We start from the raw sequence: 17,207 nt of genomic DNA, 5'->3' as shown, positions 1-17,207 counted from the left end.
TGAAAAATGGCCAGCCAGTTTTATTCTGGCTGACCTCATAATACGAAAAAGCGAAGATCTTTGGTACACCGACCGAGCCGGAATGCCAAAAGAGAAACACGCTCTTAAGCGTCCACCTCTGAGAAACATCCCTGAACCTCTACTTTGGACGCGGTTTCGCTTTTGGCATGGAGGCGGGCAGTCAATCCCACAGCGGGTGGGACAAGAATCTGAGCGTTTTCTCCTGTTTCCTCCCCACCACTACAGTAACGGTCACGCTTGTTATCTCTTTTTAAGGTTCTCCATTCATACGGGCGCTATGTGCTTGATACAAAATTCGTCGCAGAAGTAGTGGTTGAGGTTCCTCGTCAAGAAGCGTACAATTAGTACGAATTGAAAGGCCTACAGGCAATTAGGCGCTAAAAGGAGTCAATCAACATGTTAAACGACTGGCGTATGTATACAGATGTGAGTGGAATGGAGCAGAAGCACGTAGCTTGGCATGAAGTGTTGAAGGAAATCGCCCAGTTGGATGGAGTTACACGGACATTGGTCCACGCAGCGTACGGAGACCATGTAGATTTGGTCGTGGCTGGCGGGAACAATGGCAAGGTATTGGTTCAATGGAAAGAACACGAGCCGGTTGAGCAGCATTTTGTATTGGCAGCTGACAAGCAGTCGGCGGTTATGTCATCGCTGGTCATTGAGGGGAGCGAGGTTGCCTTTCCACTTTCCTGGTGTGTTCCGCTTGAGCAAGTAGTCCCCTTGTGCGGAGATTTGCTGAGAACATGTGAAAAAGGGGAGCCTGCCACACTCGAATGGCTTCCGGTAGAAATGTAGGCGGGAGGGCAGCATGGAACTACAAACGTTGCAGCAGTCCATCCTGATCATGGCCGTCATTATTGGGATCGGTAGCTTAATTGGCTACCGACAGCCCCTGACGGCGGATTCCCGCCAGCTCGTCATTACGATAATTGTAAACGTTGCCATGCCGTGTATTATCTTGGACGGGATCTTTCAGACGACGATTGACAGTCAAGTTTTGAACCAAATTTTTGCAATATTCTTCATTTCGATTGTACTCAACTGTCTGGGCATTTTTATTGGCTGGTTAGGTGCGCGTGCCCTGCCGCTTCCTGTGAAGAAACGCCGAGAGATTGCGCTCTTGTCCGGCTTGGGAAATACAGGCTTCATCGGTTTGCCCCTCTGTGCGGCATTGTTCGGGCCAAAAGGAGCGCTCTTGGCCGCTATTTTCGACGCAGGCGTGGATGTTGTGCTGTGGACAGTGGGCGTGATGATGCTTCAGGAAAAAGGAACCTTTTCCTTGAAGGGACTTAAAACACTCATTAACATCCCGATGATTGCCATTGTATTTGGTCTCGGCTCTGCCATGATCGGGTTTGTGCCGCCTGAGCCTGTGAAGCAGCTGTTTGGGACGTTGTCCAAGCTCGCCTCCCCGTTAGCCATGATGTACATTGGGATGCTTTTGCCTCTGTTTTTGCGAAATAAACCGCAAGTGTCGCTTCGACTTTTGAGTATGCCGCTCGCGTTTAAGCTCGTTGTTTTTCCGCTGATGACGGCGTTTCTGTTGTCCGTTTTTTCATTAGACAGCGATATCGTCAGCGTTTCTCTCGTGCAAGTGGCCATGCCTACGCTGACATTGGCCTCGATCCTGTTCGGTCGGTATTCGGCGGATGAAGAGATGGGCGCCATGACGACCGTTTGTTCCACTCTGCTAGCGCTGCTGTCCATTCCAGTTGTTTTGGTCATGGGGAATTGGCTGTTGCACTAATCTCTCCATCATAGTGAAACGAATCAGAGGAAACCTATGTCATACAAGTAAGAATCTCGATTACGATGAGTATGGATGGAGGAACAACTGATGAGAGGCAAGTCTATTCTGGCTGTTGCAATGACATTTCAACTGTTGGCAGCTTATCCTGTGCAAGCGGCAGGAACTGTCGGAACTACGAATACTGCCATTATGGTAAATGGGGAGCAGGCTCCTTTGCAAAAGGCACCCATTCTCGTTGCGCAGAAGACGTATGTATCTGCCGAGGATGCGAGCAAGATATTCCAAGCAACCTGGAAGAAGGATGCAAAGAATGGAGAAATGAAGCTGGCAAAAGGCACGTTGACGTTTGAACTCGCTACGGGAAAAGTAGCACTGAACGGTAAGTGGCTGCAAAACGGGCAGGGTGCAATCGTGCGTGACAAGCAAGTGTATTTGCCGCTGAGATGGATGGCAGAGCAGGCCGGACATCAAATCACGTGGAATGCGGAGAAAAAGGCGGTGGAAATTGTGGTTGCGGGGGAACAGAATGCCTTTACGCTAGTCGATGCCGAGAAGCTGACAGAACAGGAACGTTCGTTTATTGACTCGGTAAAAGAGCAGCAAGGCATTCATAAGCAGGGAGATCTCTACGTCATCGCACGCGGGTCATCACCGAATCCTGGCTACGGACTGCAAGTAACGAAAGTCGAGCAGAGCTGGGAGCAGCTTTTTGTGTATGTCAAGCAAACGCAGCCTGATCCGGGCAGAATGTACCCGCAAGTGATTTCCTACCCGTATCTGGCGGCAAAAGTGAAGCTGCCACCTTACACCACGATTACATTTCTGGATGCAGAGACGAAAAAGCCGCTGTTTGCCACAGACAGTAATGGAAATCGATAAGAAAAGCCGATCCAAGCGCATGAATATGCGCTTGTTTTTGTATGCAACCTAAGGTAAGATATGGTTGTGATTTCCTATCCCTTGAGAAATGGAGGTGTATGTACGTGTTCGGAACTCTTCAGGCATGGTTTGTGGTAGAAACTTCCAGTATGACGCATGATGTAACATTCAACGGGACCAGTCTGTCCTTTTTTGCGCATACAACTGAACGGAGTTTCCATAGGCGTACCATGCATCGATCAGGGGCGGTTTGTTCTTGACTATAATGGGTAACTGACGAAAGGTCGGTCCCTTTTCACGATGCCGCAGGTAATGGCCTGCGGCTTTTTTGCGTCCACTCGCGCGTGCGGTGTGGGCTCAAAAATTGTGCCGGGGCCACCAGGGAATCCATTATTTTGAATCGTTACCAACATTTCCAGGAGGAAACAACCATGATTATTGTCGCGACACAGCAATTGCAGAAATCGTACGGAGCAGATCCGGTTATACAAGATATTACGTTAGAAATCAAGGCAGGCGAACGCGTCGGGATCGTCGGGCCGAATGGAGCAGGCAAAACCACTTTGTTCAAGCTGCTGGCAGGTATTGAAAGCCCCGATTCTGGGGAGCTTTTTCGGGCAAAAGGAACCGTGTGGGCGTATTTGCCGCAAACACCTAACTATCCCGAGGGTTGGACGGGAGAAGATGTCGTCGCCAGTGCTTTCTCTGATGTCAAAAAGCTGCAGGAGCAGATGCGCGAGCTGGAACAGCAGATGGGATTGCTTCACGAAAATGAACAAGAGCTGAATCGTCTCATGCTGCGCTATCAGAAGCTGCAGGACGAATTCGAACAACTGGATGGCTACCAGTGGGAGACGAAGATGGCTCAGGTGACACAGGGCTTAGGGGTGAGTACCGAGCTGTTAGCTACGCCTTTTGCCCAGCTGAGTGGAGGCGAAAAGACGAAGGCTGGTCTTGCGAAGCTGCTCTGTCAGCAAAGTGATGTTCTGCTTCTGGATGAGCCGACGAACCATTTGGATGTCGAGTCGATGGAGTGGCTGGAGGAGTTTTTACGCAATTATGCGGGTACGATTCTGATCATCTCCCATGACCGTTATTTCTTGGATGCTGTTGTCACCTCTGTCTATCATGTCGACGGAGGCGAAGCTGAACACTATATCGGTAATTACAGTGCGTTTGCCACGGAGCGTGAAGAGCGCTTGCTGCGTCAGTTCGCTGCTTATCAGGAACAGCAGAAGCAGATCAAGAAAATGAAAGAGACGATCAAGCGACTCAAAGAGTGGGGCAATCGCTCCAATCCTCCGAACGAGGCTTTTCACCGAAGGGCGAAAAGCATGGAAAAAGCACTGGCGCGAATCGAGCGTATCGAGAGACCGAAAATGGAAGCGGATCGCATGGGTTTGCAGTTTATGAAGACCGATCGCAGCGGGCAGGATGTGCTGATAGCGACTGGGGTGCAGAAAGCATTTGGCGGAAAACAGCTGTTTGCGGATGCCAGCTTTTTATTGCGCTACGGAGAGCGAAAAGCGCTGCTCGGACCAAATGGCTGTGGAAAATCTACGCTGATTCGCATGCTGTTAGGAGAGGTACAGCCAGATGGGGGTACATTGAAAATTGGCAGTAGCGTCAAGGTAGGTTACTTGTCGCAGCAAGCGTTGGAAGGGGACCAAAACCAGCGGCTGATCGATCTTTTCCGTGAGGTGGCAAGAGTTGCGGAGCCGGAAGCACGACATTTACTCGCGCGATTTATGTTTTACGGCGAACAAGTATTCAAGCGGATCGGACAGCTGAGCGGCGGAGAGCGGATGCGATTGAGACTGGCCCAAATGATGCATCAGGAAATCAATCTGCTCATTCTGGACGAACCGACGAACCATCTCGATATTGAAGCACGCGAAACTTTGGAGGAAGCGCTGGCGGATTTTCGTGGGTCGCTGTTTATCGTCTCCCACGATCGCTATTTTCTGCAAAAGATGGCAAATGGCGTGTTCTGGGTAGAAGATAAGCGACTTGTACACGATGTAGGTTCCTATGAGGAAGCGAGGGAAAAACAACGACAGAGGGTCGCTTCTCGCGCGGGTAAGCCGGGAGAAATGGAAAGGAAGCAACCAGCAGTTGTTACGCAGGTCCCGCAGGTCCAGGAGACAGTCGTGACGAATGCGGCAGCCAAACGTCCGAATCCGTACAAACTTGCAGAGCTCGAACAAAAAATAGCTGTGCTAGAAGAAAGAAAAAGCGAGCTTGCGGCCTTGCTCCTAAGTGAAGGGGTAGATTACGAGCAATTGGTTGCTTGGCAAGGAGAGATCGATCAGGTGCAGCAAGAGATGGACGTCACATTTATGGCCTGGATGGAGCTTCAGGAAAACTAGATCGCAAAATAATAGCACCGCCGGCTATGATGTGAGCTGGCGGTGCTGCATGTTGCATGACTTACGATTGTGCTTGTGTGGTTGGTTCGGGCAAGCGACGATAGCTGGTGACGAACCAGAGAAGGATCAGTACCATTAAGACCCCTCCGAGGAAGAATGGCCCGCTGTGGGAGACTTGGTAAACGGCCCCTCCAGCTAACGGCCCCAAGATGCGTCCCAGGCTGTCCATCGAGCTGATTGCACCACTCGTCACGCCTTGTCCTTGCGTCGTTCGTTGGGTGATCATTGCTGTAGCCGTCGCTCTGATCATTCCTTGACCGGCCCCGAATAAAGAGAGGATCAGCGCCAGCACCCAAAAGTTGCCTGACAGAGGAATCGCGAAAAATCCAATGCCATAAAGAATCATCCCAATGACGAGGACACTCGCTTCCCCTAGCTGCTTGACCATTCTGCCGATGAGTCCGCCTTGGACCGCGGCAGCGATCAAGCCCATGACGAGAAACATATAGCCTAAGTCCTTGGAGGTAAAGCCGTACAAATCACTTATGTACAGGGCAAAGGTCGTCTCCAGTCCCGAAAAGGCGAAAGAGACGATAAACAAAATACCGTACAGCAAGGACATAGAGCCGAATAAAGAGACAAGCGGATTTTGCCGCGCCTCTTTTTGCAGGCTCGCCCGTTTTTCTTTTGGCAGGCTCTCCGGCAAAGCGAACATGATGAGGAAAAAGGTAAGCAACGCCACGATACCCGATGCGTAGAATGGGACGGCAAAACCGTATTCGCTGAGCAAACCACCAATCACAGGACCAAACACAAAGCTAAGCCCAATCCCGGCGCCAATAACACCCATCCCTTTTGCACGTTCTTCAGAAGGAAAGAGATCAGCTACCATTGCGGTTACCGTTGGCAAGGCGGCAGCCGAGACGATTCCACCCAGAATGCGGTACACGAGCATTTCTGTATAGCTGTCAGCTAGTCCAAACAGGATGAAGGTGATGGAAAAGCCGAACAGACCGAATGATATGAGTGGCTTTCGCCCGATTTTGTCTGAGAGTGCTCCCCAAATAGGCGCGAACACCAACTGCATGATATTGTAGCTGGCAAAAAGCACACCGATTTGAAACGAAGTCGCACCCAATTTTTCCGCAAAAAAGGGAAGAATGGGGATAATGATGCCAAAACCGAGCATGATGAAAAAAGCAATAAAGAACAAGAGGGCAAGGTGCTTCTTATTCACTACATATACCTCTTTTCGCACAAAAATCTTTTCAAGCTGATAGTTTGCTTTTTCCACCTTACGTGAAGGAAATGTCGAAGTCAAGCCAGCAACGTGGGCAGTAATGAATAGACGTGCTATAATGGAAAAGAAATTAAGAATGGCTACGTATATTGTCAAGTATATATCCATGAGGTGTTTGTTACATGTCTACTGCGATGCTTTACTACCTGGCCTGGCATGAAGATGATTGGCTGGACGAGGTCCTCGATCGTTTTCCTGAGGTCAACGCAATTGTACCTTCTGTAAAAACATTTGAGCTGCTGGCTAAACAAAGAGAGTCCCAAGAAGTGGAGCGAGCCGTCCTCGTTCTGAATGCGGCTGTCGAACAGGAGAGATGCAAGGAGTTTTTGCGATTGTGGCAGCAGCATCCACAGCTATCTGCAGACCCAATGTATATCGTCGGATTGAAACCGGATGAGGAGGAGGCGTGGCAAGAAGCGTATCCACACGCGAAGATCATCGTCATTACCGGCTTTGCTGTCGAGTTTGATTACGATGCCGTCCTCGCTAGGATGGAAATCGATCTGGAGGGAGCTCATTGAAAACGAACCCGAATGAATTCGATTTGAAGGCGTTTCTGCACCGTTTCGGATTATTTATTTATACAGGCGATCCTGAAGGGGATTTGTTGTTGATAGAGGATGAAATTCGGGAGTTATATGAGCTGAACGTGATTGACAAGGAAGAGTTCATTGAAGCCATGTCAGCGTTGCGCAGCAAGCGAAAGGCTGACGGGAGAGGATAGGGAAGGCAGAAGACAGAAGAGAGCGTGTTTATCAGGCCGAGTTCGTTTGCGGTGATGGTAAGCACGTTTTTTGTTTGGTACCCTCGTTGATTGGAATTTTTATAACTATATACCTATTTTCTGTCATTCTTCCAAAATCCGATACTAAAATATATGGGCAGTATTTCCTTTTTATATAGAATTGGATACCAGTCATTATTTATCAGCATGAACTTCTTCCGTCTGTATCGAAACTTTACAGAGAGGGGGAGACGTATGCCCAATATAGAAGGAATCTCCATCCAGAAGTCGAATGCGGAACGCAAGAGCTACGTAGTTGTTGGTGCTATTTTATCATGCAGCAGCGGAAGTCAACTAAGCCGGTTGAAAATGCCATTCAGCCATGGTGTTTTTGTAAAAGGGAAGCCGCAAATGAACATCATGGACTTCGTTCCCAACATCAATATCATGCCATTTGGAAAGTGCAGCAGCTTGAAAAATCCCGCGGTTGCCTCTGCCACAGCAGCCAATAACGGTGTACTTACACCAATGCCGTGCACACCAGTGATGACCATGCCATGGATAGATGGCAAAGCAGACAAAATGGTCGGCGGACACCCCGCATTGCTGAACAAATCCACGAATATGTGTCTTCACTGCGGACTGGTCAAGATTGAAGATGACGGACAGGATTTGGGTGGTGTGACGATAGGAAATCAGTCATCAGCAAATAGTGGGCCGTCAGCACCCTTTGGACAAGGACCAGCTTGCGAGAAGCCACAGGAAAAGCAAAGCATGTTAGATAACTTCGTCAAAGGAATATCGAAGCTGGGAGACGTTCCTGCTGCGATGCAAAAAGCGGCAAGTGAGCTTCCAGGGGCTCTGGAGAAAGCAGCAAATGATTTGCCAAAAGGTTTGCAAAAGGCTGCAGAGGATTTGCCGAAGGGTGTTAACGTGTTTGTCCAAGAAAGCTATGTAGAGCCGATTCAGGAAGACTTGGATACGTTGCGGGATGATCAACTAAACATTGCCGATGCAGACGCAGTCGGCGGGATTGTTTTTGCGGCACTTACGGTGGGGAGAAGCAAAAATGCTGAGGATTTGTGGGATGGGTTAGCGAATGTAAATAATAGGAGGCCACAATCTCCAGACATCGACATAAATAAAATCGGTACTGGACAGATTGGGAATTTCCAAGACGTTAAAGACGTAAATGATTTAATTTCAAGGATACCTGCTGATGCTAAGCAAATTCCATGGAGAGAAGTACCGAGAGGAGCTAAGGACGGCGTTAAATTCAGATGGGTTGACGAATCAGGTAAGACATGGGATGTCCGAGCTCATAGTGAAGATCCAACTGCACCACCTGGCAGCAATGCTGCAAATGGCTGGATTTATAGAGTAGAGGTTAAGCAAGTTAATCCTAAATGGAAGTGGACAATGGACTCAAATGGGAACTTTCACAAAGAAAATGTCCTTCGTGAGAAAAGTCCTTATTATGATGAATCAATTGCTAATGATACTCATATCCCGTTTAAACCATAATGAAGTGAGGCGAGAATTTTGCAAGTAGAAGAATTAAAGGAAATACTTTCAGGCCCGGATCATGAAGAAAAAATAGTAATTTTAAGTCACCTTTGTGATATCTTTGAATCTTATAATACTGTAATTGATAACTTTGAAGAATTAATTTTAGTTTTACTTGATTTCGGAATAAACGAACAAAATCCTGAACTAAAGGAAGAAATATTTAATACAATACTCACAGCAGCAACTTATAATGACATCGATAAAATTAACTTTGATATTTTGGCGGATAATCTTGAGAATTTATCCGAAGAATGTCTTCATTCTGCATTTACGACATTAAGTTTTACCTATAAAAAGAAGTATTTATCTCTTTTGACAAGGTACGCTAATCATGAGAACCGAAGTATTAGAGCTGATGCGGTGAATGCTATCAATGAAATAGAGGGGTATTGGGCTAAAAAAAGTAATTAACCAATCAACTTTCAAAAGCTTATTCCGACTTGATAAGGCGGAATGAGCTTTTTTGCGCACTTCGTAAGAAATTCTTCAGAATTACTTATCCCTTTCTTAAGGATTTCTGTCTACTTTTGAAAGGTTTACCCGTTAGGATAGAGAGCATAGAGAAAGGAGGTGGCACAGGTGGAGTATGCAGGGTATTACGAATTGTTCAGGGAGATGGTTACAGGCATGCTGGGAAAGATGATTCCTGATTAAATTACGGTCATGACCGTGGGGGCACAGGTTGCCATTTCAGGAGCGGACTTTTTTACAGCATTTGCAGTCATTTACCTCGTTTTTTTCATCATTTCAGGAGCGGGGTACTTGCTGGGAGCGAAGGTATTTGGCTGGATGGCTCGTCATCTAGGCTTTCGGGCCGAGTTATTCGCGTCATTGCACGGGTCTATGGGCTGGTTGCTTGCTTTTGGTATCTTTCTTCCGATTATTCGTCATATCGTGCCCATTCTCGCTGGTGCCAGCCGTATGCCTCTTCGGCCATTCCTCCTATTCTTTTTGCCTAGCAGTATCGTGTGGACCATGCATTACTTTGTTGTAGGCTATTGGTTCCCCGATCAATTAGAAATGATGGTTACGGGAGTTTTTCAATATAGCAAGATTACGCTCTCGATCGTTTGTTTATTAGGGCTTCTATACATCATGATTCGCCAACTGAAGCGTCTTGGTATGATGAAAGAATCGGGAGCGAATAAGCGACCGCCAGTTTCGTAAGTTTCAGCATGTGTGAGTACGGCGCCTTCCTATCCATGTGCCACTTGGATAGTGGGCGTCTTTTCGTTATGTTCTGACATTTTCAAAAGTTTGCGAAAAAAGAAGTTTACATATGGTAGTTATGGGGTAGATTACCAAATGTCGTCGCGTCATGATTTTCATTTTTTAATTTGTGTGATTGGAGGCTTTTACATGAGGAGCATAAAAAACGTGCTGGTAACCATCCTGGCTGCCATCACCATCGGTATTTTTATTCTTCAGCTATTGTTTGGTTTTCTCCAGTTTGAACAAATTATTTCAGATGAAGTAGAGGCGAAGCTGCAAATGCAGGTAGCCAAAGAAGCAGCTTATTTGAACGGCATGCTGGACAAGACAGGAAAGCTCTCGGAGACACTCACCTATTCTGTCTCGCATGGCTCCAAAGAAACGATCAAGCAGATCGAAGGAACGCTGGTCGATGTCGTTGCGTCTGATCCATTGATTGTGGGCGGAGGATTTTGGATGGAGCCGTTTAGCTTCGACAGTACGCAAAAGCTGTACGGCAGATACGCCATCCGCAATAACGACAAAGTAGAGCTCGATCCGGCTTACAGCGACGGCAGCTATGATTATCTTGCACAGGACTGGTACAAAGCGGGGATGGTCGACAAGCCGTATGTGTGGACGGAGCCTTATGCTGATCCGATCTCCAAAGTCCCGATGGTCACAGCGATTGCACCTATCAGAACAGGGGGAAAGATCAGTGGTACGACTACACTCGATATCGGGCTTACCGAGCTAAACAAAAGCATCGAAAATCTGAAGGTAGGCGAAACGGGTTACGGCTTTATCGTCTCCAAGTCAGGCATTTACGTCTCCCATCGCGACGCACAAAAAAATTTGCAGGCAAAGATTACGGACGAATCTGAAACGGGACTTCGCGACATTGCGAAAAATATTACAGAAGCGACTACAACGGGGATGACCCAAGCTAGCATTGGAGGGCACACGCAATACGTCACATTTGCTCCTATCGGGGAAACAGGTATGACTCTTGCTACGGTCATGCCAGCAGCAGAGATTAATGGCCCGATTGCCCAATATTTTTACACCAGCCTGATCATTTTCGGTGTCTCCATCAGTATTTTCCTCGTGCTCTTGTACTGGTTTATCAATCGACAGGTAGCACGTCCATTGCTGCAGCTGAAAGCAGGTATCGTCAACCTGGTGGAAAAAAAGGATTTAACCCAGACGATCCCGATCCAGCGTAAGGATGAGATCGGCGATGTGGCAACAGCAGTGAATACGTTTATCGTGGACCTGCACGGCATGATGAAAAATATTAGCGGCTATACCGGGCAAGTAGGGACGGTCTCTGCAACCTCTGCGGAAAAGGCCAACGAAGCGAGGCAAGCTTTTGGTCAGGTAGCATCCTCGTTTCAGGAGGTAGCCAGCGGTACGGAGAATCAGCAGCACAGTGCTGAGGAAAGTGCGCGGGCAATGGAAGAGATGGCAATTGGTATACAGCGGATTGCAGAAGCGTCTTCCACGATGGCCGAATCATCGAAAAATATGGCGAACGAAGCGGTTGCTGGCAACCAATCGATAGACAAGGTGTCAGGGCAGATGGATTCGATCAACCGATCCGTAAGCCATTCGGCCGATGTGGTTCGTTCACTGGACAGCCGTTCGGCAGAAATTTCACAAATTGTTGAGGTAATCGCAAGCATCGCCTCACAGACGAACCTGTTGGCACTCAATGCGGCGATTGAAGCAGCGAGGGCAGGTGAGCAGGGAAGAGGATTTGCAGTTGTAGCGGATGAAGTGCGCAAGCTGGCAGAGCAGTCCAACGACTCAGCCAACCAGATCGCGAATCTGATTACGGAAATCCAGCGGGAAACAACCTCCGCGGTTATTGCGATGGATGAGGGAACTCGTGAGGTTGAAACGGGTATCCAGGTTGCGAAGGACACAGGGGAAGCGTTCCGTCGGATTATGGAATCCACTCAGGATGTAGCTGACCAGATTCAGGAGATATCCTCAGTAGCAGAGCAAATGTCAGCGGCTACAGAACAGGTGACAGCTTCCATTTTGCAGCTGTCCTCGATTGCAAAAGAATCTGCCTCAAGTGCATCTAGCGTGGCTGCTTCTACGGAAGAGCAGCGTATTTCGATGAATCAGCTCTCTACATCCGCTGAGCAGTTAAACCAGATGGCAAAAGAATTACAGCAAATGATCAACCGTTTCACACTCTAACCACGGTTTGCAAAAAAATGCAAAATGACGAACTGCTGCTGTCTGAGATGGTAGCAGTTCGTTTGTTGACAGAAAAATACAAGTCAGAATATAATGAATACGAAATAAAGCAAACGAAAGCAATATTTTGCAAACAAAAACCCGAGGTTGGTGGAACAGAATGCAAAACCATAAGTACGATGTTGTGGTGATTGGTGGTGGAGTAGTCGGTACAGCCATCTTACGCGCCCTTTCCTTTTATCAGCTGAAGCTGCTGCTGATCGAGAAGCAGCCAGACGTTTGTGAAGGAACAAGCAAGGCGAACAGCGGGATTGTTCATACTGGATTCGATGCAAAGCCAGGTACGGTTGAGGCGGAATGCCTTCGCCGCTCTCGCAGTCTATGGCCGATGTTGGTGGAGAACCTGAGAATCCCCTTCATTCCCTGTGGCGCTGTGATGGTAGCGACAAACGAGGAAGAGAAGCAAATCATCGAAACCACCTATGTTCCCAATGCAAAGGCGAATGACGTAGATGTGCACTGGATGTCTGCTGAGGAGATTCTGGAGATGAACCCAGCTGTGACAGACAAGGTGACAGGCGGATTGGCTGTTCCAGGTGAAGCGATCTGCGATCCATTCTGGGCCACCAGAGCCTTCGGAGAGATAGCTGTGTTAAACGGAGCAGAGGTCGTGCTAGGGCAAGGTGTCGCAAGCATCAAGACCGCACCAGATGGGGATGGCCTGCTCCTCACTCTTGAAAATGGAGATACGGTGACGACCCGTTATGCGGTGAACGCGGCTGGATTATGGTCAGATGAAATTGCCCGGATGGTGGGTGACGAGAGCTTCGCGATTTCTCCGCGAAAAGGTCAGTTTATCCTGACCGAAGAAGCGATTTCCATCTCCTCGATTATCCTGCCTGTTCCAACCAAAACTTCCAAGGGTGTGCTGGTTTCGCCAGTCGTGTTCGGAGGTTTTCTGCTTGGGCCAACAGCGGAGGATCAGGAGGACAAATGGGATCGTTCCACCTCTCGCGCCGGAATGGAATCGGTACTGGCAGGCTGTGAGAAGCTGGTTCCCGACTCCCGGAAGTTTTCTACGATACGTCAGTTTGCCGGAGTCAGAGCGGTATGCAGTGAAGGTGATTTTGTCATCCGTCCATCCGCTGCACAGCCACGCCTGGTTCACGCCGCCGGAATTCGTTCCACCGGACTCTCAGCTTCCCCTGGCATAGCTGAGCTGGTAGTAGAAACTCTTCAGAAGACCGGACTTGCGCTGCAACCAAATGAACAGGCCCAGCACGCCCTGCCTGATTTGTTTTCAGAGGAGCAGGATACTGGGGAGATTATCTGTCTATGCCGCTCCATTACTCGGAGCGAGATCGTCAATTCGCTGAAACGTCCGCTGACGCCGCTAACCATTGATGGCGTGAAGCGACGAACTGGCGCCACCTTGGGCGAATGCCAAGGAAACTGCTGTATTCCCAAAATCATCGACGTCATGGCCGAAACCTATCCTGTACAGACCGGGAAACAGCCTTTAAAAGGAGTAAGAAACTCTTATCTAGCTGTATCACAAGGAGAGAAGCATACATGATGTATGAATTGGTGATCATTGGAGCGGGAATCTCGGGTTTGACGGCTGCACTTTCAGCATGGGAAGGAGGAGTCAGCTCTGTTCTGATCATAGATTACCAGAAGAGAAGAGGTGGCTTCACCCTACCGTATTGGAGCTCTGATGAGTTTGCCCTAGAACGGGAGCTGCTGGAGAAAACGGCATCGCTTCCCTACGAGATTCACGAACAATCAACTGTCGTCGGTTTTTTCCCAGGCGGAAACGGTCAGCTGCACCAGTTGTATGTCCAATCGCCGATGGGCACCTATTCAGTTGAGGCAAAAAAGGTACTGATCGCCTCAGGCTCGCTGGAAAAGCCACGTGAGGCGCACAAAATTCCCGGGACACGTCCAGCAGGAGTCATGACTCCAATGATGGCCGCGCAGCTCTTGGAGCGGGGATATCAGCCGGGCCGCAAGATCGTTTTGATCGAAAATGGCAGAATCTCTCGCAGTACAGCAGTTTTGCTGGGAAAAGAGACGAGCAATCTAGTGAAATATGCCGAGTCGGATTGGGAGCTTACCTCCGTCAAAGGGCTTTCTCGTGTAGAGGGTGTACAGCTGCGAAATCGAATGACGGATGAGAGAAACGAAGTGGCTTGCGATACCCTCATCTTTGCAAAAGGAAGGGTACCCTGCACGTTTTTCTTAAAAGGAACGCCAATCGAGCGAGATCATCACGATGCGATCGTCGTAGATGCCAGTGGCAAAACAAATCTGCCTGATATATACGCAGCAGGGAGCTGTACCTGCTTAGGTGATGATGACCACACCAATTCGATTGCGTTGGCAAAAGAAACAGCCAAGCATCTCTTTTAACGCGATCATCAGAAGGGAGACGTAAAGATGAAGCTATCCGACTCGTTTACGATTCAGGCAAGCAAAGCGGATGTATGGTCAGTCTTTATGGATGTAGAAAAGCTGTCAGGGTGCGTACCAGGCTGCAAGGAAGTAAAAATGAGCAGCCCTACCCGCTATGACGCAAGCATGGAAGTGAAGATCCAGTTCATGACGCTTCACTTTCGCGTAACAGGGGAATTAAAAGAAGCAGTAGAAGGAGAATCACTGCAGGTCGAGATGACCGGACAACCGGTAGCGCTAGCAGGGTTGTTCCGCAATCAATTGCAGCTTCATCTCAAAGAGGAACAGCCGGGTACCACGCTGGTGCAATACGAGATGGATTTGCAAATGACAGGACGACTGGCATCGTTAGGAGATATACTGATGAAGGGGACTGTGAAGAAAAAGGCGGAAGAATTCGCGACGAATGTCCAAAGCATGTTCCAGTCGAGTCAAGAGATTTACAATTAATAGAAGTTGGTGATCATAAACCATGCTACAGGAAGAAAGACAGCAGCGGATCCTGCAAATGCTACAAGAAAATCAATCCGTTCGTATTGCAGAGCTATGCAGCCGATTAATGGTGACGCGCGAAACAATCAGGCGTGATTTATATGAAATGGAGCAGCAGGGATTACTTAAGAAGGTGCATGGTGGTGCGATTCTGAATAAAACCAACGTAGAGCCTCCTTATGCCAAGCGGAGTAGTTTGAACTTGGCAGAGAAGGAGGCGATTGCGGTCGCCGCCTCTTCTTTTGTGGAGGATGGCGACGCAATCTATATTGATTTGGGCACGACGACACAATTGTTCGCCAAACACCTTTACCATAAAAAAGGGATTACGGTGATAACCAATGCGCTAATGGTTGCATTGGAGCTATCTCATCACCCGGATGCAAAGGTGATATTAAGTGGAGGTGAGTTGCGCGCAGGTGATCTGGCGATGTCGGGTCCGATTGCCAGAAAAAGCATTGAAGGGTTTTTTGTAGACAAAGCTTTTATTGGTGTGGGGGGATTGGCAGCAGAAACTGGTTTTACGGATTACCACGTGGGCGAGTCAGACATTAGACAGCTGATGCTCAAAAACGCCAAAGAGACTTATGCACTGATCGATCATTCCAAAATAAATGTAACCGCTTTCGCTAAAGTAGCGGAGCTGTCCGAAATCGACGTAGTGATCACAGATGAGGAACTACCCCAATCTCTTGCTGAGTGTCTGGCTCAGGAAGGATTGCAAGTCATCGTTGCTAAGACATAATGTAAGGCAAATGGTGAGGGAGGCAATCAATGGAGAAACAATCGGTACAAGCAAATGATTCGCAAGATATGCAAACGTATCATTATAAACAAGAATTAAGACGTACCTTGAAGTTGTTTAGTTCGTTTGCCGTCGCGTTTTCTTTCATTTCCATTACCACAGGTATTTTTAGCAATTATGGATTTGTACTTAGTACGGCAGGGCCGGCTGGTATTTGGACCTGGCCGATTGTAACCATTGGGCATCTGTTAGTTGCGATTATTTTTGCAGAATTGGCTGGAAGAATTCCACTGAGCGGTTACTCCTATCAATGGGTGACGCGACTTGCCAATCCCGGACTGGGTTGGTTTGCTGGATGGATCGCGTTTTGCTTTCTCGTCATTGTCGTTCCAACCGTTGACTATGCGTTAGCACCAATCATTGCCGAGATGTTTGGCTGGGATACGGGCTCCAAGACGCTGGTCTGGATCGTGATTGGTACGCTGGTCGTACAGGCTTTACTGAACATTTATGGCGTGAAGCTGGCTACCCGTATTAACGATATCGCCGTCTACACCGAAGTGATCGGAATGGTCGGGATCGTTGTTGTGCTGGGAGCATTTGTGATGTACAACGGGGCGAACTGGAGCATGCTGACCGATATTGGTACCGCTGCTACTCAATCAGACAGCTCGTACCTTGGTGCTTTTATCATGGCAGCGCTGATGGGGTCCTTTACGCTGGTCGGATTTGAGGCTGCCGCCAATCTCTCCGAGGAAACGATCAATGCGAAGAAAACAGTGCCTCGTGCCATGATTTTATCCGTATTACTGAGTGGTGTGATCGGCTTCTTGCTCTTGATTGTCATCTCGGTAGCCATTACCGATTTGCCTACAGTGCTCGGTGCAGCGAATCCGATTCCGTACATTTTGCAAACAAGTCTTGGCTCTGCCGTATCCAGCTTCTTCTTGGTGCTTTGCCTCATTTCTATCTTCGCGTGCGGCTTGATCATCATGGCCTCTGCTTCCCGACTCATCTATGCGTTGTCACGCGACAATGTATTCTTCGCTTCCTCTATCTTCAAGAAAGTATCACCTTCAACCTCGGTCCCTACAAACGCGGTTTTGCTTGTTCTCGTTCTTGGCATTTTCGCTGTGCTATTCGCTGATTCCTTGACCTTACTGGTAGGGGCGACCTCAGTTCTGCCTGCACTTCTCTACCTGACAACGATTGCTGCTTATGCATGGAAACGCAAGGAACTGCCCAAGTCAGAGCACTTTGACCTTGGTAAATGGCGTACGCCGCTCACTTTCCTAGCGATCGCATGGTTAATCTTTGAGATTGGCATTTTGACCGTACCGGAAAAATTCCATAGTGTAGCAATCGTGGCAGCGACATTGCTGGCTGTTGGCGTCCTTTTGTATCATCTGCTGTTCCACAAAGGGATTAAGGAAGGACGTATCGGAATTAAAGACAGAACATTCGGATTTGGTGACGAGAAAGAAGATCATTCAGCCTAG

The 17,207-nt window shown here is 48.4% G+C and carries 16 protein-coding genes and 1 pseudogene; 16 read left to right on the top strand and 1 reads right to left on the bottom strand.

Going from position 1 to position 17,207, the window contains the following annotated elements; genetic code table 11:
* The first annotated feature begins 417 nt into the window (after positions 1–417).
* The 4 genes from AB1L17_RS10305 (at position 418) to abc-f (ending at position 5,022) form a co-directional block, all read left to right on the top strand.
* The gene (locus AB1L17_RS10305; RefSeq protein WP_412844551.1) at positions 418–819 is read left to right on the top strand and encodes a hypothetical protein; all 402 of its coding nucleotides are present in this window, start codon (positions 418–420) and stop codon (positions 817–819) included.
* A 13-nt stretch (positions 820–832) separates the two neighbouring features.
* A complete protein-coding gene (locus AB1L17_RS10300; RefSeq protein WP_412844552.1) occupies positions 833–1,771 on the top strand; it encodes an AEC family transporter in 939 nt (312 codons plus the stop codon).
* Positions 1,772–1,861: 90 nt separating this feature from the next.
* Positions 1,862–2,653, top strand: a complete 792-nt coding sequence (locus AB1L17_RS10295; RefSeq protein WP_412844553.1) for a stalk domain-containing protein — start codon at positions 1,862–1,864, stop codon at positions 2,651–2,653.
* A 431-nt stretch (positions 2,654–3,084) separates the two neighbouring features.
* Positions 3,085–5,022, top strand: coding sequence for a ribosomal protection-like ABC-F family protein (gene abc-f, locus AB1L17_RS10290; protein WP_412844554.1), 1,938 nt, complete (start codon positions 3,085–3,087; stop codon positions 5,020–5,022).
* Positions 5,023–5,083: 61 nt separating this feature from the next.
* Here the strand turns inward: abc-f and AB1L17_RS10285 are convergent, their stop codons facing one another.
* Entirely contained in the window at positions 5,084–6,430 is a 1,347-nt protein-coding gene (locus AB1L17_RS10285; protein WP_412844555.1) for an MFS transporter, read from the bottom strand.
* A 14-nt stretch (positions 6,431–6,444) separates the two neighbouring features.
* Here AB1L17_RS10285 and AB1L17_RS10280 point away from each other — a divergent pair, with 14 nt between their 5' ends.
* The 12 genes and pseudogenes from AB1L17_RS10280 (at position 6,445) to AB1L17_RS10225 (ending at position 17,207) form a co-directional block, all read left to right on the top strand.
* The gene (locus AB1L17_RS10280) at positions 6,445–6,843 is read left to right on the top strand and encodes a hypothetical protein (protein ID WP_412844556.1); all 399 of its coding nucleotides are present in this window, start codon (positions 6,445–6,447) and stop codon (positions 6,841–6,843) included.
* Entirely contained in the window at positions 6,840–7,046 is a 207-nt protein-coding gene (locus AB1L17_RS10275; protein ID WP_412844557.1) for a YqgQ family protein, read from the top strand. The genes AB1L17_RS10280 and AB1L17_RS10275 overlap by 4 nt, the downstream gene beginning before the upstream one ends.
* A 255-nt stretch (positions 7,047–7,301) precedes the next feature.
* A pseudogene (locus tag AB1L17_RS10270) lies at positions 7,302–7,721 on the top strand (DUF4280 domain-containing protein); the annotation flags it as partial.
* Positions 7,722–7,820: 99 nt separating this feature from the next.
* Entirely contained in the window at positions 7,821–8,570 is a 750-nt protein-coding gene (locus AB1L17_RS10265; protein WP_412848868.1) for a polymorphic toxin type 30 domain-containing protein, read from the top strand.
* Positions 8,571–8,588: 18 nt separating this feature from the next.
* Entirely contained in the window at positions 8,589–9,026 is a 438-nt protein-coding gene (locus AB1L17_RS10260; protein WP_412844558.1) for a hypothetical protein, read from the top strand.
* A 351-nt stretch (positions 9,027–9,377) separates the two neighbouring features.
* Positions 9,378–9,782 carry a DedA family protein gene (locus AB1L17_RS10255; RefSeq protein WP_412844559.1) on the top strand — a complete coding sequence of 135 codons (405 nt, stop codon included), beginning with the start codon at positions 9,378–9,380 and terminating at the stop codon, positions 9,780–9,782.
* A gap of 192 nt (positions 9,783–9,974) precedes the next feature.
* Entirely contained in the window at positions 9,975–12,017 is a 2,043-nt protein-coding gene (locus AB1L17_RS10250; RefSeq protein ID WP_412844560.1) for a methyl-accepting chemotaxis protein, read from the top strand.
* Positions 12,018–12,177: 160 nt separating this feature from the next.
* A complete protein-coding gene (locus tag AB1L17_RS10245; protein ID WP_412844561.1) occupies positions 12,178–13,593 on the top strand; it encodes an NAD(P)/FAD-dependent oxidoreductase in 1,416 nt (471 codons plus the stop codon).
* Positions 13,590–14,429, top strand: a complete 840-nt coding sequence (locus AB1L17_RS10240) for an NAD(P)/FAD-dependent oxidoreductase (RefSeq protein WP_412844562.1) — start codon at positions 13,590–13,592, stop codon at positions 14,427–14,429. The genes AB1L17_RS10245 and AB1L17_RS10240 overlap by 4 nt, the downstream gene beginning before the upstream one ends.
* A gap of 27 nt (positions 14,430–14,456) precedes the next feature.
* On the top strand, positions 14,457–14,921 hold the full coding sequence (locus tag AB1L17_RS10235) for an SRPBCC family protein (RefSeq protein ID WP_412844563.1): 465 nt from the start codon (positions 14,457–14,459) through the stop codon (positions 14,919–14,921).
* Between the two features lie 22 nt (positions 14,922–14,943).
* Positions 14,944–15,708, top strand: coding sequence for a DeoR/GlpR family DNA-binding transcription regulator (locus AB1L17_RS10230; RefSeq protein ID WP_412844564.1), 765 nt, complete (start codon positions 14,944–14,946; stop codon positions 15,706–15,708).
* Between the two features lie 29 nt (positions 15,709–15,737).
* On the top strand, positions 15,738–17,207 hold the full coding sequence (locus tag AB1L17_RS10225; RefSeq protein ID WP_412844565.1) for an APC family permease: 1,470 nt from the start codon (positions 15,738–15,740) through the stop codon (positions 17,205–17,207).

It is taken from the genome of Brevibacillus jepli (assembly GCF_047229145.1).
Classification (GTDB): domain Bacteria; phylum Bacillota; class Bacilli; order Brevibacillales; family Brevibacillaceae; genus Brevibacillus.
This window is presented reverse-complemented; position numbering and strand designations above follow the sequence as displayed.